At 61.8% G+C, this 25,558-nt stretch carries 18 protein-coding genes and 1 tRNA gene; 5 read left to right on the forward strand and 14 right to left on the reverse strand.

What is annotated here, in order from left to right; genetic code table 11:
- Positions 1-2: 2 nt before the first annotated feature.
- The 4 genes from RZS28_RS04290 to RZS28_RS04305 all read right to left on the reverse strand — a co-directional run bounded on the left by RZS28_RS04290 (position 3) and on the right by RZS28_RS04305 (position 3,912).
- Positions 3-818, reverse strand: coding sequence for a M23 family metallopeptidase (locus RZS28_RS04290; RefSeq protein WP_407340044.1), 816 nt, complete (start codon positions 816-818; stop codon positions 3-5).
- 593 nt (positions 819-1,411) lie between these two features.
- Positions 1,412-2,113, reverse strand: a complete 702-nt coding sequence (locus tag RZS28_RS04295) for a protein-L-isoaspartate O-methyltransferase family protein (protein ID WP_407340046.1) — start codon at positions 2,111-2,113, stop codon at positions 1,412-1,414.
- Between the two features lie 16 nt (positions 2,114-2,129).
- On the reverse strand, positions 2,130-2,891 hold the full coding sequence (gene surE / locus RZS28_RS04300; RefSeq protein ID WP_407340048.1) for a 5'/3'-nucleotidase SurE: 762 nt from the start codon (positions 2,889-2,891) through the stop codon (positions 2,130-2,132).
- A gap of 121 nt (positions 2,892-3,012) precedes the next feature.
- On the reverse strand, positions 3,013-3,912 hold the full coding sequence (locus RZS28_RS04305; protein ID WP_407340050.1) for a cell envelope integrity EipB family protein: 900 nt from the start codon (positions 3,910-3,912) through the stop codon (positions 3,013-3,015).
- Positions 3,913-4,103: 191 nt separating this feature from the next.
- On the opposite strand from RZS28_RS04305, the gene RZS28_RS04310 reads away from it, so the two are divergent.
- Both RZS28_RS04310 and RZS28_RS04315 read left to right on the forward strand, forming a co-directional pair.
- Positions 4,104-4,577 carry a RidA family protein gene (locus tag RZS28_RS04310; RefSeq protein ID WP_407340051.1) on the forward strand — a complete coding sequence of 158 codons (474 nt, stop codon included), beginning with the start codon at positions 4,104-4,106 and terminating at the stop codon, positions 4,575-4,577.
- Entirely contained in the window at positions 4,577-5,320 is a 744-nt protein-coding gene (locus RZS28_RS04315; RefSeq protein WP_407340053.1) for a glycerophosphodiester phosphodiesterase family protein, read from the forward strand. Before RZS28_RS04310 ends, RZS28_RS04315 begins: the two co-directional genes overlap by 1 nt.
- Positions 5,321-5,415: 95 nt before the next feature.
- Here RZS28_RS04315 and RZS28_RS04320 read toward each other — a convergent pair whose 3' ends face one another.
- From RZS28_RS04320 to RZS28_RS04340, 5 genes are all read right to left on the reverse strand, one after another.
- Complete coding sequence (locus tag RZS28_RS04320; RefSeq protein WP_407340055.1) at positions 5,416-6,447, reverse strand: fatty acid desaturase; 1,032 nt, start codon at positions 6,445-6,447, stop codon at positions 5,416-5,418.
- Positions 6,448-6,587: 140 nt separating this feature from the next.
- Positions 6,588-7,730, reverse strand: a complete 1,143-nt coding sequence (locus RZS28_RS04325; RefSeq protein WP_407340057.1) for a hypothetical protein — start codon at positions 7,728-7,730, stop codon at positions 6,588-6,590.
- A gap of 319 nt (positions 7,731-8,049) precedes the next feature.
- Positions 8,050-9,276 (reverse strand): aminotransferase class I/II-fold pyridoxal phosphate-dependent enzyme, encoded by a 1,227-nt coding sequence (locus RZS28_RS04330; RefSeq protein ID WP_407340059.1) that lies wholly within the window; start codon positions 9,274-9,276, stop codon positions 8,050-8,052.
- Positions 9,277-9,635: 359 nt separating this feature from the next.
- Positions 9,636-10,037, reverse strand: a complete 402-nt coding sequence (locus tag RZS28_RS04335) for a DUF2237 family protein (protein WP_407340061.1) — start codon at positions 10,035-10,037, stop codon at positions 9,636-9,638.
- Positions 10,038-10,052: 15 nt separating this feature from the next.
- Positions 10,053-11,255 carry a pyridoxal phosphate-dependent aminotransferase gene (locus RZS28_RS04340; RefSeq protein WP_407340063.1) on the reverse strand — a complete coding sequence of 401 codons (1,203 nt, stop codon included), beginning with the start codon at positions 11,253-11,255 and terminating at the stop codon, positions 10,053-10,055.
- Between the two features lie 410 nt (positions 11,256-11,665).
- Here RZS28_RS04340 and RZS28_RS04345 point away from each other — a divergent pair, with 410 nt between their 5' ends.
- Positions 11,666-11,905 (forward strand): hypothetical protein, encoded by a 240-nt coding sequence (locus RZS28_RS04345; protein WP_407340065.1) that lies wholly within the window; start codon positions 11,666-11,668, stop codon positions 11,903-11,905.
- Positions 11,906-12,172: 267 nt separating this feature from the next.
- Here RZS28_RS04345 and RZS28_RS04350 read toward each other — a convergent pair whose 3' ends face one another.
- On the reverse strand, positions 12,173-12,304 hold the full coding sequence (locus RZS28_RS04350) for a hypothetical protein (RefSeq protein ID WP_407341037.1): 132 nt from the start codon (positions 12,302-12,304) through the stop codon (positions 12,173-12,175).
- A 1,621-nt stretch (positions 12,305-13,925) separates the two neighbouring features.
- Between RZS28_RS04350 and RZS28_RS04355 the strand changes: the two genes are divergently transcribed.
- Positions 13,926-14,002, forward strand: a tRNA-Met gene (locus RZS28_RS04355).
- Positions 14,003-14,186: 184 nt separating this feature from the next.
- Here the strand turns inward: RZS28_RS04355 and rfbA are convergent.
- The 4 genes from rfbA to rfbC are packed head-to-tail and all read right to left on the reverse strand — an operon-like array spanning position 14,187 to position 17,671.
- The gene (gene rfbA, locus RZS28_RS04360; RefSeq protein WP_407340067.1) at positions 14,187-15,056 is read right to left on the reverse strand and encodes a glucose-1-phosphate thymidylyltransferase RfbA; all 870 of its coding nucleotides are present in this window, start codon (positions 15,054-15,056) and stop codon (positions 14,187-14,189) included.
- Positions 15,053-16,003 (reverse strand): dTDP-4-dehydrorhamnose reductase, encoded by a 951-nt coding sequence (gene rfbD / locus RZS28_RS04365; RefSeq protein ID WP_407341038.1) that lies wholly within the window; start codon positions 16,001-16,003, stop codon positions 15,053-15,055. The genes rfbA and rfbD overlap by 4 nt, the downstream gene beginning before the upstream one ends.
- A gap of 7 nt (positions 16,004-16,010) precedes the next feature.
- Entirely contained in the window at positions 16,011-17,078 is a 1,068-nt protein-coding gene (gene rfbB, locus RZS28_RS04370; RefSeq protein WP_407340069.1) for a dTDP-glucose 4,6-dehydratase, read from the reverse strand.
- Between the two features lie 20 nt (positions 17,079-17,098).
- Entirely contained in the window at positions 17,099-17,671 is a 573-nt protein-coding gene (gene rfbC, locus RZS28_RS04375; RefSeq protein WP_407340071.1) for a dTDP-4-dehydrorhamnose 3,5-epimerase, read from the reverse strand.
- Between the two features lie 251 nt (positions 17,672-17,922).
- Here rfbC and RZS28_RS04380 point away from each other — a divergent pair, with 251 nt between their 5' ends.
- Positions 17,923-25,356 carry a type I polyketide synthase gene (locus RZS28_RS04380; RefSeq protein WP_407340073.1) on the forward strand — a complete coding sequence of 2,478 codons (7,434 nt, stop codon included), beginning with the start codon at positions 17,923-17,925 and terminating at the stop codon, positions 25,354-25,356.
- Positions 25,357-25,558 lie beyond the last annotated feature (202 nt).

Genomic DNA, 25,558 nt, shown 5'->3' on the forward strand with positions numbered 1-25,558 from the left:
TTTCAAAGTCCGGCGAGATATTGCGTCGGATCGACCGGCGTCGCTCCTTTCCGCAGCTCGAAATGAAGCTGCGGCGAGGCGACATTGCCGCTTTGGCCGGATTTCGCGATCGTCTGGCCGCGCTTCACCGTATCGCCGCGCTTGACCTCGATGTCGCTGTTGTTCGCATAGGCCGTGACAAAGCCGTTCGGATGCCGGATCAGGATCAGATTGCCATAGCCCTTCAATTCACTTCCGGCATAGGCGACGACGCCGCTTTCGGCCGCCTTCACCGACGTGCCTTCCGGCACGGCTATGTTGATCCCATCATTGCCGCCCAGCTTGAACGCCTGGATGATGCGTCCGCGCGCCGGCCAACGAAACTCTGGATTGGCCGAGTCGGCTTTACCGCTGTCAGCAGGAGCGGCTTGAGCCTGCTCGATCACGGGCTTCTTCGCTTCGGCGGGCTCCGCTTTGGCGTTCGCCGCCTCCTGCTTGGTCGGCGCTTGAGCCGCTTTCGCTTGGGTATGGATCGGCTCAGCTTTGGGCGCCTCGACTAATTTCTTGGTCGCCGGCTTGGCCGGCTCTGGCGCCGGAGCTGCGGCGACCTTGGCCGGCGCCTTGGCTTGCGCAGCAGCGGCGTTCGCTGAATTCGAAGCGGCGGCGTTCGCCGGCGGCGCGGCGGAAGCGACCTTGCGGGCGCCCACCTCGCCTTTCAGGAGCTTGACTTTCTCGGTGTAGCGGGCGTTCCCTGCGCGGCAGGAGCCGCCGCCGCGCCCGGCGGGGAACACGCGCGCGCCGCTCGAAGCGGCCAAAGCCGCATTATAGACAGGGATCACGACGCGCGTTCCGGGTTGGGCTGGGACGCGGAGGAAAATCCATTCGCGTGGACCAGCGCATCGAGCGGAACCCCATAGCGCCTGGCGAGGACCTCGCCATTCTCGCCCTGAGCAATGGTGACGGGCGATCCGCCCTCCACCGACCAGCCGGCCGCCGGCTGCGCCGCGTGCGATGGCGTCGCGGTGGCGACCCTAGAACTCGGCTGCGCGAGAACAGGCGCGCTGGCGGCGGGCGCCCGAGCGGCCGCGACTGCACGGCGCCCACCGGGCCGAATTCGATGGCGAGATGCTCCCTGTCGGCGCCGGATCGGCAGCGCGCTCCGAAGATTGGAAAGGATTGCCGAAAGGGTCGCTCAGCCGCTCGGAGCTCGAGCAGCCCGCAACCATGCCGGCGGCCGCCCCTGTCAAGGCGAGTCGAAACGCAAGACGCGAGCATAAAACAGAAACGAGATGGCCCATGACGCAACCCACTGACGCTGTACCCTTTGAAGGCATTAAATGGGCCGGGGGTTAAGGGAGAGTTTAAGATGAACGAATATTCAAGAATTTCCGTATGAAGCGAAGCTCTATCCTCATCCTTGGATCAATCGGCGTCACAAGGCCTGCGCTTCGCCGGGGAGGATCGCTTGCAGCCGGCAGGGACAAATCGGCGTCTCTTCGAAATCGCCCGCCTCGTTGCGCGCGATGCGCACGACCCGCTGGCGCGCCGGCGCCGAAGGATCGGGACGCGCTGTCACGAGAACTCCGTCCGCGGCGAGCGCCGCGATGAGAGGCGCGGGAATTTCGCTTAGCGAGCCTTGCACAATGATGCGATCGAAAGGCCCGGCCGCCGGCCCGATGGCGGCTCCGTCGCCCCATGTGACGCCGGCATTATCTATTCCGAGCTGTTCGAGCCTGGCGGCCGCTTCAATCGCGAGGCTCTGAAACCGCTCGATCGAGATCACCTCGCGCGCAAGCCTTGCGAGAAGGGCCGTCGCATAGCCGGATCCGGTGCCGATTTCGAGCACGCGATGACTCGACGACGGGGCCAGAACCTCGATCATGCGGGCCGCGAGCCAAGGTTCGGGCAGCGTCTGCCCGCAGCGGAGCGGAAGCGCGAGCTGGCGGCGGGCGAGGTCGGCGTAGCGGTGCGGTACGAAGATCTCGCGCGGAACCATTTCGAGCGCGCGCAGGACGTCGAGATCCTGAATCCCCCGCGCCCGCATCGTTAAAAGAAAGGCGGCCTTCGCCTGCGCCAGTGCGGAAGCTCCGTCCGATTGAGACGGTTGCGCAGGAACCTGCCGCCGCGTCTGCATAGGCCCCCGCCCCTCTTCAGCGCAAGGCCTGCGCATAGCGCGCGACGGAGGCCTCATCGGTCAGATCGAGCCGCAAGGGAGTCACGGAGATAAAGTTTTGCGCCATCGCTTCGACGTCGGTGCCTTCGCCGGGCGTCAGATGATGGCGGTCGAACGCGATCCAGTAATAGGGATTGCCGCGTCCATCGGCGCGGGCGTCGACGTTGACCAGATAGCCCCTCCGGCCCTGCACCGTCACCGCGACGCCCCGAACCTCTTGCGGCTCGCAGGCCGGAAAATTTACATTCATCACGACATTTGCCGGAACCCCCTCGGCGAGGATCTTGGCGATCAAGGCCGGCGCGAGGGTTTCGGCGCAGCTCCAATTGGCGCCTTCGCGCCCGGTCGCGGGACCATAGGCCTGCGAGAGCGCGATCGAAGGCACGCCAAGTATGACGCCTTCCATCGCGCCGGCGATCGTCCCGGAATAGATCACATCCTCGGCGACGTTCTGACCGCAATTGACGCCGGAGAGAATGACGTCGGGCTTCGCGCCGTCGAGAATCCGGCGCGCGCCCATGATGACGCAATCGGTCGGCGTGCCTTTGACGGCGAAATGGCGCTCGGAAATCTTGCGCAGCCGCAAGGGATCATTGAGCGACAGCGAATGAGCCACGCCGGACTGATCATATTCGGGAGCGACGACAAAAACGTCGTCCGTCAGGGTCTTGGCGATCCGCTCCAGAACGGCGAGGCCCGGCGCATGGATGCCGTCGTCATTGGTGATCAAAATTCGCATCAAGCAGCCTCCGGGCACAGGCTCTAGAGCATGCCGCAAAAAAGTCGATCGACTTTTTCGACGCGGACATGCTCGGCCGCACGCGCCTCTCGCCGCCGAAACGATCCGCTTGTCGTCCGTCCTATTTGGGGCAGGCCGGCTCGCTCAGAAGCTCGAGGCTCGACATTTCGCCGGCGAGGACGAAATCGCCGTAATCGAGCTTCAGCGCGCGGGAAACGCCGTTCTCGTAGAGGTCGAAAGACAAAGTATAGGCCGGTCCGTCATCCTTCTTGCCAGCCTCGAAATAGCTGATCGAAACCGGCCAGCGCCTCAGTTTTTCGAGCTCAGGAATATGGGCCGCCTTCTCGATGGCGGGAGCGGCGATGGGATGGCCGATGAACGTCGTCGTTTCATAGACCTTCTCGCCAGTCTCCGATCCGTCGTAAACCTTGACCTCGATTGCGTTCTTGCCCGCCTGCGCGGCGGCCAGGATGCGCTTCAAATGCTCCGTCGGAAAGACCACGTCGGGGGCGAGATCGAACTTGCTCCGCTTCGGCTTGGCGAGATTGACCAATAACGGGCCACTGGAGGATTTTGAGGCCTTGCCATCGACCGTTTCAGCGGCGCCATTGTCGACGCTCGTCTGCATCTTGAAGTCGAAATTCTTTCCCTCGAAGTCCTCGAAGGTCGCCGAGTGCATGTCCGATACCCGCGTCGGGCCTTCAGCCGGCTGCAATTCGGTCAATTGCCGGAAGTTCTGAACGTAACCTTCGCAAGGAGAGCCCGCGAAATCGAATGCGATGCGCCCATGCGCGGCGGTCGGACTTTTGCTGCCGGTCGATTTCGCCAATGTCAGCTCATAGACCGCGCGATGCGACGCCAGCGAAATCCCGCCGGTCAAATCCGTCTTTATCTTGGCCTCCGGCGCGGAATGGGCGGGCGCCGTATTGGCCGCAAAGGCGGCGGGGGCGAGCAGGCCGGCCGACGCGAGGCCGAAAACCCATGCGCCGGAAATCAGGAAGCGGGCGTGCGAAGCTTGCATTATCGTTGTTCCTCGAACGATCGTGTCAACGGAGCAAGAAAACGAATCCTGACCCCGAAAGGTAAAATTTTAGAGTCCAGGGACGCGACTTGCAAGCCGCGCACACAAGGCTAGTGGAATAAGCATGCTATTTCCATCTGTCCATGCGCGAAGCATATATTATAGTCCTGACGTAACGGGGGTTTTCACTCATGAGCAAGATTGAGGACAGATTGGCGGCCTTGGGCGTTTCTCTTCCTGTCCCGGCCGCGCCAGTCGCTAATTACGTTCCCTTTGTCGTCTCCGGCTCGCTTCTCGTCATTTCCGGCCAGCTCGCCTTGGGTCCCGACGGCAAGCTCGATCCTGCCCATATCGGCAAGGTCGGTGCGAATGTCTCGACCGAAGCGGGACATGCCGCCGCGCGGCGCTGCGCCGTCAATCTTCTGGCGCAAGCCAAAGCGGCGCTGGGCGATCTCGACAGGATTTCGCGCTGCGTCCGGCTCGGCGGCTTCATCAATGTTGCGCCCGGATTCTCCGCGGTCGCCCCGATCATGAACGGCGCCTCGGACTTCATTGTCGAGGTTCTGGGCGACAAAGGACGCCACGCCCGCTCGACCGTAGGCGTCGCCGAATTGCCGCTCGACAGCGCCGTCGAGGTCGAAGCCTTGTTCGAGGTCGCCATCTGATGGAAGGGCTGATCAAGCGCCCGATCGCTCATCGCGGCCTCCATTCCAAGGCGGCGAAACTGATCGAAAACACGCTCGCCGCCGCCGCCGCCGCCGTCGCCAAGGGCTATGCGATCGAATGCGACATTCAGCTCGCCAAGGACGGCGAGGCGATGGTTTTTCATGATTTCACGCTCGACCGTTTGATGCAGGCCGAAGGCCGCCTCGACGCCTTCACCGCCCGCGAGCTCGGAGCGCTCGCCTTCAAGGATTGCGCGCAGAAGATCGCCACCCTTCCAGCATTCCTTGCCGAGGTCGCCGGCCAGGTTCCGCTCATCATCGAGATCAAGAGCCGCTTCGACGGCGATATGCGTCTGGCCGACCGCGCCATCGCCGCCGTCGCCGACTATAGTGGACCAATTTATTTGAAGAGCTACGATCCCATGATCGTAGCTCATATCCGCGCCGCGGGAATCCGGCGCCCTCTCGGGCTCGTCGCACAAGCAATCTATGATGACGGCCATGCCGATTGGGCCCATTTGCCGCAGGAGAAGCGCGCGGCTTTAGCCGATCTGCGCGATTATCCTCGCATATCGCCGGATTTTCTATCCTGGCGCGTCGGCGATTTGCCGCATGCTGTTCCACAGCTTTGTCGAACGGGGATTGGCTTGCCGGTCCTCACATGGACGGTGCGATCTGAAGCCGACCGCGCGCACGCCGAACAATGGGCGGACCAGATCATTTTCGAAGGCTTCGAGGCCTGAGCAAGGTTGCGAGGCGCGCCGCGCCCTGAGCCTCAGCGCGCGGAGGCGTTATTTAGATTAAGGCGCTCAAAGACACGAGCGCCCGGCGCGCAACCTCAGTTCCCGCCAGCTTGCGCCAGGGCGGCGGCGCTGCGATCAACCCGGCAATATAGGGTGAAGCGCGGGTCAAAGATGAATTTGAGCAGAAGCCCGGCCCAGGACTTGTGCGTCTTCAGATCGGCGTAGAATTCAGGCGCCATCTGCTTCAGCTGCGGCAGGCGCGTCCACGGCACGTCGGGAAAATCATGATGCTCGTTGTGATAGCCGATGTTGAGCGCGATGAAGTTCAGCGGGCCATAGTAATCGAACGTCTCCTGCGCCGGATCAAGGGTGAAATGCTCCTGCAGCCAGCGCGCGCCGAGCGGGTGCAAGCCGCCGACGGAAAACCAAAACGAGGCGAAAAGATAAAGCAATGCGTTCGGGCCGAAGCAAAGCAGGATGAAAATATCATAAGCCACAAGGCAAGCGGCGTTGACGAATGTCCAAGGGCCCCACATCGGCACCGCGCCTCTTAGCCGGCCAAGGCGGGTGAGCTGAAACACGGCGAAAAAGAACATCCAGGCCGCCTTGCCGTACCAGCTGCGCCCGAGAACCCGCGCCTCCCAATGGCTCGGCAGATCGGCGTCATAATCATAATCGCCGAGATGCGAATGATGCTTCATGTGATAGCAGCGAAACCCCATCGCGGTTGGGACCGTATTCGGCAGGTCGGCGAGGATGGCGACCCATTTGTTCAGGGCGTTGGATTTGAAGACGCAATTATGGGTCGCGTCATGGATGACGACGAACAGGGCGTGATTGGCGAATGCGCCGATGCAAAAGGCGGCGAGCAAGGCCCCCCACCAATAGCCAAGGCCAAGATACCCGAAAAGCGCGGCGAGCAGGGTCTGGCCGATGACGATGGCCGCCGTGATCGACGCCGTGATCGGGTCGCGGCCGATCAAAGCCTCGACCTCGGGATGCGCCGCCAAAATCGCCCGCCGACGCAATGGATGCGGACGTTTCGCGGCGGTGGGAATGAAGGAATTTTCTCGCGCGGCGGACTGCGGAGCGCCGACGGACCCGAAGTCGAAAGCTTGCAAGCTCATGCGTCGATCTCCCTTATGGGGGCGCCGGCTTCGCGGCGCGCCGGAATGGATCGCCCTCCCCGCCTGAATGATCAATGTGACCGATCGCATCAATCCGGCGGCGAAACGGCCTCGCCTTCAGTCGGCATTACGCCAAACGGCTAAGCGACCAGATTTTTCTCATAGATGCGATGGATCTTGTCGATGCGCGCGCCGGAATGCTCAATCGGCCGCCGCATGCCGATATTATCCTCCAAGACCCAGCCGAACTCGACATGCTCGAGCGGACTATTCGCCCCACGCCGACGGCACTCCTCGATAAAGGCCAGAATGACCGCGCCGCCGGCGGCCCTGCGATGCAAAGCCCTGCGGACGCCGAAAAGCGCGAGCCGACCGGATTTGAAGGCATGATTGCGAATGCGCGAGATGAGGCGCGGCAGTCCTAGAGGAAACAAGCGGCCGTCCAGATCCGCGGTAATCTCATGGAGGTTCGGCAGGATGACGGCGAAGGCTTGCGCTTCGCCGTCGAGCTCGATCATGAAGCCGCCTTCCGGCGGCATGACGAGCTTGAGGCCGTCCGCGCTCGACATGAATTCATCGAGCGTAAAGGGCACGAAGCCCCAATTTTCGCTCCAGGCGTCGTTGAAAATATCGACGATGATCTCCGCCTCCTTCTTGAGGTTCTTGAGATCCAGGGTTCTGATCTTGAGCCTTCCGCTCCATTCCGGCCGCGCCAAAATGCCCGGCTGGCCCTGCCGATCTTTCTCGCTCTTGTCGTAGCGATAGGAAATGAGGTCTCGGGCTTTCTTGTAACCCTGGCGTTCCAGAGCCTCGCTCAGATAAGGCGGATTCCAGGGCATGAAGACCATGGGCGCCGCTTCGAAGCCTTGAACGAGCAGCCCGCACTCGCTGTTGTGGGACGGCGAGAAAGGTCCATGCACGATGTCGGCGCCGCGCTGCCGCAGCCAGTTTTCTGCGGCTTGCGTCAGTCCCTCGACGACGGCGTCGTCGTTTATGGCGTCGAGGCAGCCAAATTGCGCCCGCGAGGCGCCGACCGGCGCAGAAGACTCGTTATAGATTTGCGCGGAAATGCGGCCTGCGAGCTTTCCATCCTTGCGCGCGAGCCAGAATTGCGACTCGACCAGCTTGAAATGCGGATTGAGCCGCGCCGCGTGCAAAGTCCAGCGCTCGGCGTCGAGCGGCGGCGCAAAACCTTTTTGATTCTTGTAGAGAAGCCGAGGCAGCCGGCAAAAGCTGAGAAAGTCTCGAAGTCCGTCCGCCGGAGCAATCTCGATCGTCGGCATGGGAATGGCTCATCCTCCTCTGGCGCGCAGCACCGCCTGCTTGAACCGGATATTCGCTGCTAGCAAGCTTGCTTGGATTTTTTCATTCCCTATTATTTTCCGCAAACTGCCGACCGCTTTTCGGAAATAATGCTTAGGATCTTTATTTGAGCAGGATCCTCTTTACGGTCAGCGAAGTCGGTTTTGCCGGACCATGCTCTTGAGGCGCGATCAGAAAAAAATCGCGCCAGAACGCGCGCCTCATGCGCTCGCCTTAGGCGCGAAACCCACGGATGAGGACGGCAAACGCAGCCTCGCACAAAATTGGCCGAGGGCCGGCTCAGGTCGCCGCGCTCAGGGAATGCGCGGGCTCCATTTGGAGGCTTTTCCGCTTCGCCAAAAGCTCTATGACGCCTCTGATTTCCGCCTCTGTATGCGCAGCCGATAGGAAGAACCGAAGCCGCGGCTGGTCCTTCGGCACCCCGATTTGAATGATCGGCGGAACGTAATAGCCGTGGCTCTTCAAATGGCTGGAGGCCGCCAGGGTCTCCAGGCTGTCCGCGAAGAGAATCGGCACGACGCCGCGCCCAATGGCTGGCCCGGTGTCGAGGCCGGCTTCGCGCGCGAGCTCCATGAAAAGCTCGGCGTTTTGGCGCAGGCGCTCGAGCCGCCAGGTCTCCTGCTGCATCAAGCTGAGGGCGGTCGCCGCCGCCGCGGAGATCACAGGCGAGAGGCCGACGCTATAAACGAAGCCGGGCAGCGTATAGCGCAGCCATTCGATCACGGCGGCCTTGCCCGCGACAAAGCCGCCGCAGGACGCAAGCGTCTTCGACAAAGTGCCGATGATGAGGTCGATCTGCTGCGGATCGACCCCGACATATTCGCACAAGCCGCGCCCCTCCGCGCCGAGCACTCCGATCGAATGCGCCTCGTCGATCAAAAGCCAGGCGCCATGGCTTTCCTTGATCTGGACGAGCCGAACAAGGTCGGCGACATCGCCGTCCATGCTATAGAGGCCTTCCGCCACGACGAGCGCATTGCGATAATTGTCGCGCCTCTCGCGCAGGAGATAATCGAGATGGTCGAGATCATTGTGGCGAAACACAATGGTTTCGGCGACTGTGCTCTTCGCGCCGCTGACGATGCTGTTATGAGACAATTCGTCGATGAAAAGCGCGTCCCGCGATCCCAGTATGTGCGAAATCGTCGTCACATTGGTCAGGTAGCCGCTGACCAGGGTCAGAGCCGAGTCGGTCCCGAGAAATTCGGCGAGCGCAACTTCCAAATGATGATGCGTCGAGCGCTCGCCGCCGACGAGGCGAGAGGCAAGCGCCCCCACCCCGAATGTTTCGAGCGCCGCCGCCGCCGCCGCATTGACGCTCGGATGCGAGGCGAGACCGAGATAGTCGTAATTGGCGAAGCTGACGAAGCGCTGGCCCCGGACCTCGGCCTCCTGGCGCAGACTGTCTGTCGGCGCGAAAAAGGGATCGCCGCCTTCGAGATAGGCCTTTCCGGCGAGGCGGAAGCGCTTGGTGGCGTAATCGGCGAGGCTGTTGATTTTAGGCACGAAGTTCGGCAGTCCAAAACGAGGTCATGAAACGCTTCTAAAAATGTGGACGCTCGACAACTAAGGATCCGACCGATCCTTTGACAGCAAATCGACGCATAGCACCATGCCTCCGGCGGAGCAAAATGCGATCGTCCAATAAAACCCCGCAATTGCATTCAATGGCCAGGCAAAATTGCCATTACTCTTTTTATTACATAAGCTTAACATCAATTGTCAATTCCCGTTACAAAACGTAACAAAGGCCGCTTCACGGCCTCGCCCAACGCGACGGCGGCCCGCCCTTCCGTCGTGCGGCGACGCACAAACGAATCAAAATTGTCGCGCGCGGGCTTGTCGGATTCGAAGGATGATCCGGCTCAGGATAAATCCATCGCATAGCGCTTGAGATCGGCGAGCGCGCTATATTCGAGCGCACCTTCATGAGTCGCCTGGAGAACGACGCGCGGCGCGCTGCCGGCTTCGAATGCTTCCTGCCAGCGCGGCGCGCAGAGGCACCAGCGGTCGCCCGGCTTCACGCCAGGAAACCCATATTCCGGCAGCGGCGTCGATAGATCATTGCCGCTGGCCTTGGAAAAAGCCAAAAACTCTTCTGTCGCGACGATGCAGACCGTATGGCTGCCGACGTCCTCCGCGGCGGTGTCGCAACATCCATTGCGAAAAAATCCTGTGATCGGATCGAACGAGCAGCTTTGCAAAGGCTCGCCCAAGACATTGCGCGAAGATTTGCGGCCGCCGCCGCCAGCATCGTCCCTGAACATACGCCCTCCAAACTCCTACGCGAGGCTCGAACAAAAGCGCTGAATTTTTACGCAGGCGTCCTCCAGAACCGATGTCGCGGTCGCATAGGAAATCCGGAAGTTCGGGCCGAGGCCGAAGGCCGAACCCTGCACCACGGCCACCCCTTCGGCCTCGAGCAAACCCGCGACAAAATCCTCGTCCGTGTCGATCCGCTTGCCTTCGGGCGTCGTCTTGCCGATCGCCTCGGCGCAGGAGGGATAGACGTAAAACGCGCCTTCCGGCGACGGACATTGCAAAAACTTCGCCTGATTCAACATGGACACGACGAGGTCGCGCCTCTCCTCGAAAATTTTCCGCCGCTCCGCGATAAAATCCTGCGGACCGGTCAAGGCTTCGACCGAAGCCCATTGCGCGATCGAACAGGCGCCGGACGTCTGCTGACCCTGCAACATGTCCATCGCCTTGATCAGTTGTTCCGGGCCGGCTGCGTAGCCGATGCGCCAGCCTGTCATGGCATAGGATTTTGACACGCCGTTCATGGTGAGCGTCCTATCAATCAGCCGCGGTTCGACCTCGGCCGGGGTCGCGAATTTGAAATCGCCATAGATCAGATGCTCGTAAATGTCGTCGGTCAGCACCCAGACATGCTCATGGCGCAGAAGGACATCGGTCAGCGCCTTCAATTCTGCGTGCGTATAGGCGGCGCCCGATGGGTTCGACGGCGAGTTCAAGAGGAGCCATTTGGTTTTCGGCGTGATCGCCTTCTCGAGCGCCTCAGGCTGCAGCTTGAAGCCCTGCTCGATCCTGGTCGCGACCGGGACGGGCGACCCGCCGGCGATCAGCACCATGTCGGGATAGCTCACCCAATAAGGCGCCGGAATAATCACTTCGTCGCCGGGATTGATGGTGGCGAGGAAGGCGTTGAACAAGATATGCTTGCCGCCGGTGCCGACGATCGTCTGCGACGCCTTGTAATCGAGATTGTTCTCCCGCTTGAACTTTCGCGCGATCGCCTCGCGCAATGGCGGGATGCCCAAGACCGGCGTATATTTCGTCTCGCCGCGTTCGATCGCGGCGATCGCGGCTTTCTTGATGTTGTCGGGCGTATCGAAATCAGGCTCGCCGACCGAGAGCGATATAATGTCGCGCCCCGCGTTCTTGAGATCGCGCGCCTTCTGCGTCACCGCGATCGTCGCGGAAGGTTTTACCCGAAGCAGGGCGTCGGCGATAAAGGGCATGGGACAAAACTCCGTTTCGGACGAGGGCGGCTCGGATGCTCTCGAAAGCGCCGCGGACCTTAGGTTGCCGCAATCCAGAGGGCAACAACTGATGCGCCAGAGCGGCGCAATGACGTAGCGTGGGGGCATTTTCGCGAAAAGGCCCCCACGGACTTCATGCCGCCAGACGTCGCCTGCGACGATTAGCCACCGCCGCAAAGCTCGAGCAAAGAAGCTTTAACGCTGAAACTTTTTCCCGTGCGGCGGCGTTTGCCAATCGAACACATTCTTTACCCGAGCAACCCAAAAATCTCAGAACGGCCGCAAGCGCTCAATGTGCGTTCGCGCACAGGCGACAGAGGGCTGCGCGTTCATAGATTGTCCTAAGGCGTTGCACCTAAAGAGCTCAAGAGCACGAGCGGAGTTGCGGCATGTCGATCGCAGATCGTTTGGACCATAGGCCGGATGCCGGCTTCGTCCGCAGCTTTCACGCGCAATCCGCCAAGCGGCAGCTTCAGGTTTCGGTCGCGCTCATTTTGGTTCTGGCGTTCGCGGCTTTCACGCTCGGCGTATTGACGCGATTCGATCAGCTCACAGCCCTGAAATACCCCGCTTTTGTGAAGATAAGCAATACGAACATAAGCGAAAGGGCGCTGGACATTCGCGGCTAATGTCGCCAAACTGTCACACGAACTTCCCTTTGGCCCCCGGGAAGTCCGTGCAAGGGCCGCGCTCTCCGTAAAGAGGGCGCGGCCTATTATGTTTCGATAGGTCTGCTCGGCGCCTATCGTATGCGCAAGAGCGGCCTCCGCTATGTCATGGGCGATTTCGTCGATCCGGCGCGTGCGCACGGGCGCAACCGTGTCGGCAAGCGCGGCCCGCATTGCTTGCGATGCTTTTTGCTCCGCTACTCTGAAGCTTTGGTCGCGAGCAAGGCGTCAGCGATCTGCCCGAAAGTCCGCCCTCCTCCTCCGCTCTTTTGCGGCGCGTTTTACGTCGACCGGATTGCGGCCAGATCGAAGGATGCGACGCGCTTCGTCCGTTGCTTTGCGCGCTTCGGCGAGACCCACGCGCGGGTAGGCGCCAAAGCCCGCCGCCAACGGGATGGACGCCGGGACCTGCTGTCATCACTTTTTCGCGCGCTCAACCTTCCGCCCACCTTTGCAGTCCCTCCGCTGGTCTCACATCTGCGAAAGTGAAAACACGACGGCGGAAAGAAACCCACGGAAAACAAGAGGAAAGGCGGGCGCCCGCGAAATTCAGCGGATGCTAGTCCAGATGACTCTCACTGCGACCTCGGGACCGTGACATCGCAGCCTCTGTCGCTCTTTAGATGCTTGCGATTGAAAACCATGTATATCTTCTGCTGAATTGATTCGACTTACGTCGATTGGATTCAGCCAGCCCCTTTGTCTTCGCTCGATTGAGGCGCCAGCCGGAGAACAGGTTTCGAACTTGGCGGAAATGCTTGAGGGCGCGCCGGTGAAAAAGTCCGTCGGCTTTTTCGACGCAGGACATGCTCCAACTTAGCCAATATGTCAGTATGTGCTTGCCAATCGGGTCATTTCATCCCATCGCAAGATCCTGCGGCGACGCAACTAAAGACATGACTTGCGTTGGCGTCTATGAAAGCTCATAAGGCGCAAATGCAGAATACGGGAATATTCGCAACTCTTTCCTGTCCGATGGACCGGCCTTTCAGCCTCAGGTAAACCTGCCCCGCTCTTCTTCCGTTCAAAAGTCGCGCGCTTCCAGTCATCTTATGGAAAATAAATGAAACGCCAATCCAAGCCCTTCTCTGTCGAGATCAAGCGCTCGCGCCGCTCTCCGGCTTCATCGCCTTCCTCGCCGCCAGCAGGGATCGATGGAGGAAGAAACGACCCCGATAAGACGGCGTCGCAAAAAAAGAGAGCGTCCAAAGCGTCGCATGACGCGGAACTTGTCGTTCCGGCATTTCTTCAATCGGACAAGGCGTCTCCTCGATCGACCTCCAAAGCGATTTCGAAGGAGCGGGAAAGCGTTTTCGCCTCGAAGACAATATTGCGGAACGATGAACGACAACCGTCCGGCGTTGCAAAAGCATCCGACGAACGCGCGCGACCGCGGATCTTGCAGAGCTTGACTTCGGGATATGGGGTCGAGCCGGAAGCTGCGGCGAAGCCGGCGCTGAAGAGGCAGAGCCGAAAAGCCGCTTTGGGCGCAGCTCCGAAGGATATGAGGAGCAATCGCCAGAAAGAAAAAGAAAGCGCCCGGCCAGCGAGAGCGCCCGCCGCTCAAACGGACGCCGGGTCTCGCCGCAAGTCCGCTGTTCAGCAAAGATCGGGAGCCGCCTCTCAACCGAGCCCCGCTCGAAGGGACGCGTTGATCGCAAAGAACGCGTACCCGGCGGAAACAAGGTTCGGGCAAAGGGCCTCGATTTCCACCGCAACGAAGGGCGAGGCCGATGCGCCGCGCAATGATCAGACGCTTCGGCGAACCAAGCGTCGGAGCGCGCTGAAGCGGAGCCGAATCGACGCCGCCACCCTTCCTCGCGGAGAGCACTGGAAGCGCCGACTTCATCCGCGCACCTGGTAGCCGCGCGGCCTAAACGCGCGCGATTGGCGCCCCAGCCGAAAACGCCTTCGCCATCAAGGCAATAAGAACGGCTTTCAATCGTTGCGCCGCGCTGATACAAGCTGAGTTTCGCCTTGGCGCGGGGTGGAGCAGCCCGGTAGCTCGTCAGGCTCATAACCTGAAGGTCACAGGTTCAAATCCTGTCCCCGCAACCATCTCGACTTGCGATGCCCCTGCCCGTGTGGCGCGTCCTTGCAGGCGCGTCTCACAGCCGATGGACGGAGTCGGATCCCGCCTTCTTTCCTGGGCCAGAACAAGACTCTTGCAGCCAGGGCAAGGGCGCGATCATACCTCCGCCGCATCTCGCTAGGCTATTTTCACTCCGACTCGAAACCACCATCAAGAGTCATGCGCGACTTCGAGGAGATACTTTCCGTAATCGCTTTTGCCCATGCCTACGGCAAGTTTGAGAAGCTCCTCCCGCGAGATATAGCCAAGCTGAAAAGCAACTTCTTCCGGGCAGGAAATGCGAAGACCTTGCCGCAGCTCCAACGTGCGGACGAAAGCGGCGGCGTCGAGCATCGAATCCGGCGTCCCCGTATCCAGCCAGGCATAGCCGCGTCCCATCCGCTCGACCGAAAGCTCGCCTCGCTCGAGGTAGACCCGATTGACGTCAGTGATCTCGAGCTCGCCCCGCCATGAGGGCGTCAGATTGGCGGCAATGTCCACCACCTGCTTGTCATAGACGTAGAGGCCGGTGACCGCCCATCTTGATTTCGGGCGCTCTGGTTTCTCTTCGATGGATATGGCGCGGCCGTCCTTGTCGAATTCGACGACGCCGTATCGCTCCGGGTCGTGAACCTTGTAGGCGAAGACTGTCGCGCCATGTGGGCGAGCCCTCGCGGACTCGACCAACTCCGAAAGGCCATGGCCATAATAGATGTTGTCTCCGAGGATCAACGCCGATGCTTCGCCCTCTACGAATTTGGCGCCGATGTGATAGGCCTGCGCCAGCCCCTCCGGCTTTGGCTGTTCGGCGTAACTGATGGAAACGCCCCAACGATTGCCGTCGCCGAGCAGCTTCTGGAAAAGCGGGAGATCATGCGGCGTAGAGATCAAGAGAATCTCGCGGACGCCTCCAAGCATGAGCGTCGAAAGCGGATAATAGATCATCGGCTTGTCGTAGATCGCCAACATTTGCTTGGAGATCGTGTTGGTCATCGGGTGGAGGCGCGTTCCGCTGCCCCCTGCTAAGACAATCCCTTTCATCTCTTCCTCGCCTCCAATTTTTCAAATGGCTGCGGAAGACCCGCCCGGATGCAGAGATTGAATTCCGAATTGCTTGCCAGCCTCTCCATGACGGTCTGGAGCGCCTCCCGCCAATCCGATAGCCGGACTCCATGACTCTGCGCGATTTTCGCGTTGTCGAGCTGCGAGCGCATCGGGCGGCGCGCCGGCGTTGGATAGTCCGACGCCGCAATGGGGATGACCCGGGCGCAAGGGCCGCCTCGCGCGGCGGACATAGCAAAAATCTCGGCGGCGAAGCCGGCCCAAGTCGTCGCTCCCGAATTGGTCAGATGGAACAGGCCGCGCAGCGAAGGTTCGTCCGGATGGGCGACGAGATTGCCCGCCACCCGTTCAATCGCCGCCGCTAGATCAAGAGCGGATGTCGGCGTCCCATGCTGATCGGCGACGACTCGAATCTCGTCGCGATCGCCGGCGAGCCGCAACATCGTCCGCAGGAAATTGTGGCCCTCGGGCGCATAGACCCAACTCGTCCGCAAGATCACATGGTTCGACGTGGCGACTCTGACGGCTGCTTCGCCGGCAAGCTTGGAGCGGCCGTAGAAATTGATCGGCGCCGTGGGATCGTCCTCCGTGTAGGGACGCGACGCCGCTCCATCAAAGACATAATCGGTGGACAGTTGAATGATGGGCGCCCCGATCCTCGCGGCGGCCCGCGCGGCAAGACCGGCGCCGAAGCTATTGATCGCGAGCGCGGCGTCGCGATCGTCCTCCGCCTTGTCGACCGCGGTATAGGCGGCGGCGTTGACGATCACATCAGGACGCAGCCTCTCGAATAAGGCGGTTGGATCCAGTTGCGCGCCAAGATCGAATTCGGGCCGCCCAACCGCGACAACCTCAAGCTGTTCTCCGGCGCGATCCTGCAGCGCGCGGGTGACCTGCCCGCTGCGCCCGGTCACGACGATTCGCAAGGGGCGCCTATTCAACATCTTCGACAGCCTTGATCAGGCCCAGGCGCTCGCCGGAATAGAGCCTTTCGCGCAGCGGCCGCCACCACCATTCATTCGATAGATACCACGCGACCGTCTTCTCGATCCCGGTTTCGAATGTCTCATTGGCCCGCCAGCCGAGTTCGGCTTCGAGCTTGCCGGCGTCTATTGCATATCGCTGGTCGTGGCCTGGCCTGTCTGGCACGAAAGTTATGAGCGTCTCGCGCGGCTTTGACGACGGCGCCAGTCGATCAAGGATCTCGCAGATCCGGCGCACGATGTCGATATTGCGGCGCTCGTTGCGGCCGCCGACATTGTACTTCTCGCCTAGGCGGCCCCGGGTCAGAATCGTGAAAAGCGCGCCCGCGTGATCGTCGACAAAGAGCCAATCGCGCACATTGGAGCCGTCGCCATAGACGGGCAACGGCTTATCGTGCAGGGCGTTGAGGATGATGAGGGGAATGAGCTTTTCCGGGAAGTGATAAGGGCCGTAATTATTCGAACAATTCGAAATCACCACCGGAAGTCCGTAAGTGCGGTGCCATGCGCGCGCCAGATGGTCCGCAGCGGCTTTGGTCGCCGAATAAGGCGATGACGGATCATAGGGGGTCGTTTCTTGAAACAGCCCGTCGCTCCCGAGCGACCCATAGACCTCGTCGGTCGACACATGAAGGAACCGGAACCTATCCTGCATCGAAGCATCAAGCTTCGACCAGTAGCCCAGCGCCGCCTCAAGCAGCGTGAATGTCCCGACGACATTCGTCGCAACGAATTCTCCGGCGCCTGTGATCGAGCGATCGACATGGCTCTCGGCGGCGAGATGCATCACTCCGTCCGGCCGAAAAGCGGCGAAGGCGGCCTCCATGGCGGTGCGATCGCAGATATCCGCATCGAGGAAACTATAGTTAGGATCGCCGTCGATCTCGCGCAATGAAGCAAGATTGCCGGCGTAAGTAAGCTTGTCGACGTTGAGAACTTTCACGCCGACGTCCCTGACAAGGCGCCGGCATAAAGCCGAGCCGATGAACCCTGCTCCGCCAGTCACCAATATCCGCATGCCGCCCCCCTAAAATCGTATCAGCTAAAATATGTTGGAAGGCCGGCCAGTCGGGGATGGCTCCGGTCCTTGTCCGAGAGAACCGCGTTTGCGGCCTCAACCGGCCATTTGATCCCGATATCGGGATCGTCCCAGGCAATTCCTCTGTCATCAGCCTGACAATAATAATCGGTCACTTGATAAATAACTTCGGTATCCGGCTCCAAGGTGCAGAACCCATGCGCAAAGCCGAACGGAATCCAAAGCTGCGCCCAGTTGTCCGCGCTGAGGACGGCCGACGCATACTGGCCGTAAGTCGGCGACTGACGCCGGATATCCACCGCGATGTCGAAAATCGCGCCGCGCACGACCCTCACGAGCTTCCCTTGCGCAGTTGGAGGCGCTTGAAAATGCAATCCCCTGATGGTGCCTTGGACGCGCGAAAGGGAGTGATTCTCCTGTACGAAGCGGGTTTCGCCTATCAAGGCGTCGAAGGTCCGCTGATTATAGACTTCGGAAAAAAACCCGCGCGCATCGGCGAATTTGCGTGGCGTCCAAAGCAATGGACCAGCAATTAAAAATGACTTTGCTTCCATATAAAAGCCCCAATCCATCGGTGGAGACGATTCGATCGAGCGCGCCCGACATGGTTGAAATTGACGGCCATATGATTACTCGGCGGGGTCTTCTCCCTTGACGTTGTAGGAAGAGTGAGGCAGAATTTTAACGTTCACATATCAAATTTGACTCCGTTCAGTAAAAGTAAATTTTAACCTAATATTTCATGTCGCGTTATGAGTTTCACTTGGAAAATCTTTGGGGAGGCCACCGCATTTGTGACGAGGGGGAGCGGCCGACGCCAGTGATGTTGGAAAAACTGGAAGCCGCAATCGCAATCATTGGAAGAGCCTGCAGACTGCCGGGCGCCAATTCGACTCAACAGCTCTGGGACCTGCTCGCGGCAGGCGGATGCGCCGTTTCCCGCATCCCCGCCGATCGGTGGTCATTGGAGCGATTTGGCCATCCGCGGCAGAAAGAGCGCGGACGCAGCTACTCATGGGCCGCCGGCGTTCTCGATGATGTTTGGGGGTTCGATCCCGCAGTATTCGGCATTTCGCCGCGCGAAGCCGAACAAATGGATCCGCAACAGCGCCTGCTGCTGGAGCTCGCCTGGGAGGCTCTCGAGGATGCAGGCGTTCGCCCATCCGACGTCGCCGGCTCGCAAACCGGCGTATTCGTCGGCGGCTCGGCGCTCGATTACGGCAACCTGCGGCTCCATGATCCGGCGGCGGCGGACGCCTATTTCGCCACAGGCAACACGTTAGCCGTTCTCTCCAATCGAATTTCCTACGTTTTCGATCTTCACGGGCCGAGCTACACAGTCGATACAGCCTGTTCTTCGTCGCTCGTCGCTTTGGACGCGGCGGTCGCGGCGATCCAAAGCGGCCGGATCGACACGGCCATTGTCGGCGGCGCGAACGTGCTGACAAGTCCATTTGGATTCATCAGCTTTTCGCAAGCGACCATGCTGTCCCCGACGGGTATTTGCCAGGCTTTTTCCGCCAAGGCCGACGGCTATGTGCGAGCCGAGGGCGGGGTCGTCTTGATCCTGCGCGCGCTTGACCGCGCTCGGGCCCAGGGAGATCGCGTTCACGCCCTGATTGTCGGCTCCCGCGTCAACTCCGACGGCCGCACCAGCGGAATCTCTCTCCCCTCCAAGGCGCATCAGGCGGCGCTTCTGGAGCAGGCCTATTGCGAAAATGGCCTGGATCCGAACGACATCGCCTTCATCGAGGCGCATGGCACGGGAACGCCGGTCGGCGACCCGGTCGAGGCCGCCGCCATCGGCGAAGTCTTGGGCCAGAGGCGCGATCGTCCCCTCCCAATCGGCTCGATCAAGACAAATATCGGCCATACTGAACCGGCGTCCGGCCTCGCGGGCGTCATGAAGGCGATGTTGGCGCTCGAACACGACTCCTTGCCGCAGTCGCTGCATTTCGAAGAGCCCAATCCCGACATTCCCTTCGCCGATCTCAATCTCTCCGTCTGCACAGCGCCCCTAACCTTGGAACGGCATGGGCGCCCTCGCTACGCCGGCGTCAGTTCGTTCGGTTTCGGCGGCGCGAACGCGCATGTGATCCTGACCGACCCGCCGGATGTCGCAAAGCCGAACGCGACCGTAAACGCGCCCCAGTTTCTCCTGCTTTCGGCGCAAAGCCGGGATGCTTTGGCGGATCTCGCGCGCCAATATTCCGCGAGACTCGCCGCCGTCGATACAGCGGAAATGCGGCGCCTCATCGCCGCCGCGGGCCACCGGCGCGAGCTCCTTCAAGAAAGATTGGCGATACCAGTCGGCGAGCAAGACGCGCTGGTTCAAGCGCTCGACCAAGCCGCCAACTTGGACGCCGAGCTTTTAGGAAGCGTCGCCGTCGAGCGCGCCGCGCCCGTCGCCTTCGTCTTCTCCGGCAATGGCAGCCAGTGGCCAGGCATGGGCCGGCGCGCCTATGAGGCGAACGAAGTCTTCCGCGACCGTTTTGACGCGATTGACGCCATCTTCCGCAAGCTCGCAGGCTGGTCGCTCGCGGAAACGATGTTCAGTCCCGACGTCGCCGAGCGGCTCGAAATGACGAGCATAGCCCAGCCGCTCATATTCGCGATCCAAGCGGCGACGACTCATAGCTTGACGCAGCTCGGCCTCGTCCCGGACATGGTCCTGGGGCATAGCGTGGGCGAGATCGCCGCCGCGACGGCCGCGGGAATTCTCGACATCGAGAGCGCCGTCCGCGTCATTTATTTTCGCAGCCGCCACCAGGAAATTGTCCGCGACGCCGGCGGCATCGCCGTCCTCTTCGGCTTGCTCGAGGCGGCCGAGGCGCTGGTCGAGGAGATTCCCGGCCTTTCGATCGCCGCGCATAATTCGCCCAGAAGCTTCACGATCGCCGGCTCCTTTTCGGCGCTGGATCAAGCGTCAAAAGCCGGCCCCGCGCATAAGGCGCGAATCCGACCCCTCGATCTCGCCTATCCGTTCCACAATGACCTTATGGCGCCGGTCGAGGCGCCGCTTCTTGCCGATCTCGACAGGATTCGTCCGAGACCAAGCAAGATGACGTTCATATCGACGGTAGAGGCAGGCGTTCTGTCGGGCGTCGAGCTCGGGGCTCGGTACTGGTGGCGCAATGTCCATGAGCCTGTGCGCTTCATGGAGGGGGTGCGGCTGGCGACGCGCCTCGGAGCCCGCGTTTTCGTCAAGATCGGGCCGGCCGCCAAGCTAGTGGCCGACATCAAGGAAATCGGCGAACAAATGGGCTCGTCGATTGGCGTGCTGAGCGTGCATGACCGGAAGCCCATGCCGGGCGACCCGCTCCGGAGCGCGGTCGCTCAGGCCCTCGCGCTGGGGGCGCATGTCAATCCGAGGATCGCATTCGGGACGGATCCAGGGCCGAGCGTGAATCTGCCATTCTACCCGTGGCGACGCACGCCCTACCGGGTGCCCGAGACCTGCGAAGCGAGCGGATTCGCGAGCGTCCGTCCTTGGCGCCCGCTCATTGGCGCGCGGCTTTCGTCCGACTCTTTGGAATGGCGCTCACAGCTCGACCCGTATCTTTCGCCCGCGCTCGCCGATCATCAAATCGGCGGTCAAATCTTGCTGCCTGGCGCAGCCTTTGTCGAGATGGCGCTTGCGGCCGCGCGCGACTGGCTTGGCGTCGAGACCGCCGCAATCAGCGATCTGGAGATCGTCCAACCGATGATTTTCGTCGCAGGCGCCTCGCGCGAAGTCTTGTGCCGGGCGACGCCGATGACGAACATGATCGAGATCATGAGTCGCCCGCGGCTGAGCGGCTCGGCCTGGGTGAGCCATGCCAGGGCGAAGGTCATTCAGAAGCCGGCCTCGTCCATCGCAAGTCCCGCCATTCCGAGCCTGTTCACGAAGACGATGGGCGGAGCCGAGCTTTACGCCGAAGCGCGCCGCTCCGGGCTCGAATTCGGTCCGGCGTACCGGCAGGTCGCGGCTGCATCGCGGAGCGGCGAGGATGTTATCCTTGTCGATCTCATCGAGGCGGTCCCGGGTGATGAATACGGACTTGATCCGGCGCGCCTCGACGCATGCTTCCACGGCCTGATTCTGCGCTTCTCCGACCTCGTGCCAATAGACCGTCAAACCGCCTATGTGCCGGTTCGATTCGCCGAGGTGCGGCTGGAGAAGCCGGGCGTCGCGATCGCGCGGGCGAGGATTGAAATCAAACGTTGCAACGAGCGCGCGATTATCGCCGACTTCGCGCTGCTCGATCGCGACGGGGGCGTGATCGCCAACTTGCGCGGGGCGCGGTTTCAAGCCATGCGCGCGCAGGCTGCTGGCGATCTCGCAAGTCATGCGGTCGTTCAATCCTTGGCTCTCGCCGACGAACCCACGGCCGTCCGCCGCAACCCGTCGCTCACCACGGCGCATCTGGCTCGCGCGTCAACGCTCGAGGCCGCGAACGCCGTCGAAAGCGCCCTGCCCGCGGACCTATTGTTGATCGAAGGCTGGGCCACAGCGGCCGCGCATAGTCTTGCATCCGCGCTGGCGATCGAAGGCAGGATCGCGCCGGACCAGCTCATCGCGGCGGGACGGCTGCCGGAGGCGCTCCGGGGCTGGCTCATCAATCTGCTCCGCGCGCTCGAGCAGAGCGGCCTCGCGCATGTGGAAGCCGCGCCCGCGACATTCGCTTTGGCGCCTGGCTTCGCCCTCCCCGATCCCAACGACATCCTGAATAATTTAGCCGCCGACCATCCGAGGCGGTCGGCCGAGCTTCTCCTTGCCGCTCGAACCGGCGCCATGATGAAGGCGCTGGCGGCGGGCGAGATCGAGATCGGCGCAATGAGCGACTCCACGATTGAGTCCTTTGAAATCGGCTCAGCGTCAGTCGTCGCATCGGCCGGGCTCCTGGCCAAATTTCTTGCGCAGCTGGCGCCGTCCTGGCCGCGCGATCGGGCGCTGCGGATCCTGCAGATCGCGCATGGACCGCTTTCGCCCCATGCCGCCGCATTGGCGGGCGCGCATGGGGCCCGACTGACGATCTTCGACCCAAATCAAAGACGTCTTGAACATGCGCGTCTAGCATTTGCGCGGGACGCGCGGATCGCATTTGCGGACAGCCTCGAAAATATTCCGAAAGGCGCTTTCGACCTGGTCATCGCCGCGGATGGCCTGCATCGCATCGCGTCGAGCAAAGTCTTGTTCGCGCAGCTCGTCGAAAGCATGGCCTCCGAAGCGATGATCGCCTCCATCGAGCCGGCGCCGTCTCTATTCCGGGATCTTGTTTTCGGTTTGCGCGACGGCTGGCTCTACGGCGAGTCCGAAAGCTCGATCCTTTCTTTTTCGGCTTGGTCAGCTCTCTTCGCCTCCGCAGGCCTGCAAAAGCTCGTCGCTCAGACCGTCGCGACCGAAACGGGCCCGGCGTTTCTCGTCGCCGGGCAGACGCCCCAGGTTACGCGCCGCCGCAGCCCGCCGGCGAAAGCGCTCATCATCAGCGATCGCGACCCTCAAACGAGCGAGACAGCGGCAGCGCTTTCGGACATCCTTGAGGCGAATGGAACGGATTGCGCCATCGTGGCGGGCGACAGGGTCGACGAGATCTCCGCCGCGCCGGGCGCCGCGATCGTCTTCCTCGCGGGCGCCGCCCAGGGCTCAAAAAGCTCCGTCCAGTCTCTCGCCGCGCGGTGTCTGGCGCTCAAGCGCTGCGCCGAAAGCTTGGGGAGGCATAAGGCGCGTTTCTGGATCGTGAGCCCCGGCGCCGCGCGCAGCGCCGCAAATTCCGCGAGTCCCATCGAATCCGGCTTTTGGGCCTTTACGCGGACATTCGCCAACGAGTTTCAGGCGCATGACGTGCGCCGGATCGATGTCGCTCCCGATTTGCCGCCGCATATCAAGGCCGGACGTCTGGCCGAGCTCATTCTTTCCGGGACGACCGAGACGGAGATCGTTCTCAACGGACATTCTACGCGCGTCGTGCGCCTACATGCGCATGATCCCCATCAAACGCCGGCGCACTGGCCAGCCGCTCCAGCGGCCCGCCTCGAAAAGGGCGATGGAGCCGGTCTCGACCGGATTCGCTGGGCGCCGATCGACCGACGGACGCCAGGACCGGGGGAAGTCGAAATCGCCGTCGCGGCGACCGGCCTCAACTTCCGCGACGTCATGTGGGGCCTATCAGTCCTGCCGGACGAAATGCTCGAAGAAGGGTTCGCGGGCCCAACGCTTGGCCTCGAGTGTGCCGGCCACGTCGTCGCGGTCGGACAAGGCGTGGAGAATTTCGATATTGGCGACGCCGTCCTCGCCTTTGCCGGAGGCGCGTTCGCGACTCACGTCACTGTGGCCAGCAAAATGGCGTCGAAGGTTCCAGAGGGGATGTCGCCTGAAGCCGCGGCCACAATCCCGGTCGCCTTTCTCACCGCCTATTACGCTCTGATCACCTGCGCGCGTCTGCAGCGCGACGAATGGGTTCTCATCCACGGCGGCGCGGGAGGCGTCGGTCTGGCCGCCCTGCAGATCGCCCGCTGGCGCGGCGCGCGGGTGATCGCGACCGCCGGCTCCCCCGAAAAACGCAGTCTCTGTGCGGCGCTCGGCGCCGAACATGTCTTCGATTCGCGGTCCGGCGACTTCGTTGACGCGGTGCGTCAGGCGGCGCCGGGCGGCGTCGCGGTCGTGCTGAACAGCCTTGCCGGCGAAGCGATGGAGCGCAGCATCAGCCTGCTGGAGCCGTTCGGCCGTTTCGTCGAGCTCGGCAAGCGCGACTATCTGGCGAACACGCATGTCGGCCTGCGCCCGTTCCGCAACAATCTCGCCTATTTCGGCGTCGATCTTGACCAGCTCGTCCTGACGCAAATGGACAAAGGCCATGCGTTGTTCCGGGAAGTCATCGCGCTTTTCTCGGAAGGAATATTCTCGCCCTTGCCGTATCGCAGCTTTCCGGCGACGGAGTTCATCGATGCGATGCGACTCATGCAGCAGTCCGGGCACATCGGCAAGATCGTCATCACGCCGCCCGAGATCGGCGAAATCCGCGTCGCTCCGAGCGACCCGTTCAAGGTCGCCTCGGACAAGACGCATCTCGTCACCGGGGGTTTGAGCGGCTTCGGGATGGAGACGGCGCGCTGGCTCGTCGAACGCGGCGCCCGCCATCTCGTTCTCATAGGCCGCAGCGGCGCGTCGAGCCCTGCGGCGCGGGAGTTTCTCGCCGACCTCGCCGCAGCGGGCGTGAACGTTCAGGCTGAAGCCGTCGATGTCGCGGACCGGGCGGCGATCGGAAGCCTCATTCGAAAGATCGGGCGCAAAATGCCCCCGTTCGCCGGCGTGATTCATGCCGCCATGGTCCTGGACGACGCGCTCATCGCCAATCTAGACCCCGAACGGCTCGAAGCCGTGTTGCGCCCGAAAGTTTTAGGAGCCGAGCATCTCGACCGGCTGACGCAAGATTTGCCGCTCGACTATTTTGTCATGTTCTCCTCGGCGACCACTGCGATCGGCAATCCGGGCCAAGCAAGCTATGTCGCAGCGAACGGCTTCCTCGAAGGGCTTGCGCGGCGAAGGAAGGCGGCGGGCAAGCCCGCCCTCGCCATCGCTTGGGGCGGGATCGAGGATGTCGGCGTCCTTGCGCGCAATCGCTCGGTCAAGGATGCGCTCGCGAGCCGCGCCGGCGTGAAGGGCATGACCGCCCGCTACGCGCTAAATCTCATGGGCGAAGCCCTGTCGCGCGCGTCGGCGACCGCCGACGAGGCCGTGCTCGTTCTCGCCGAGATGAGCTGGGCGACGGCCCGCGAGCACTTGCCGCTCCTCCAGTCGCCGACCTTCGCCGAGCTCATGCGCAAGGATGCGGCGGTCGAGGCAGACAAGCGTGAGAAGATTGACGTCCGCGGACTGATTGCGACGCGCCCCCAGGAGGAAGTGCGCAAGGCGGTCATCGCCGTCATCGCCGAAGAGATCGCCCATATTTTGCGTTTGCCGCAGCAGACTCTAAGCCACGCCAAGCCGCTGTCCGAGGCCGGTCTCGATTCGCTGATGTCCGTCGAACTCGCGGTCCGCCTGGAAAGCCGCCTGACGCTCGAAGCGGCACTGTCGAAATCGGCCGGCAGTTTCAATGTCGCGGAATTGGCCGACCACATTCTTGCTCTCAGCATCAACGCGACCAGCGAAGAGGCGGCCATCGCGCAAGGGCTCCGGGACCGTCATCTCGGCAAGGACATTGACCCGACCGCCTTTGCGCCTCTGTCCACACTCGTCGAGGAAAAGAGCCGCGATCTGACGAGGATCCTGTCCTAGAGCGCTTCCCGATCAGATGGAATCATCTGATCGAAAAGGAATCGCTCAAATTCAAAGAGTTGGAGCATGTTCTGATCGAAAAAGTCGATCAACTTTTTCGGAACATGCTCTAGACGCAAGCTCGCGTGGTGAGCGAAACCGCCTATTTTCCGCAGGCAAAAACAGGCTTCCTTCGGTAGAAGCCTGCCCGCGCGCGATCGGC

It is taken from the genome of Methylocapsa polymorpha (assembly GCF_045689225.1).
Lineage (GTDB): Bacteria > Pseudomonadota > Alphaproteobacteria > Rhizobiales > Beijerinckiaceae > Methylocapsa > Methylocapsa polymorpha.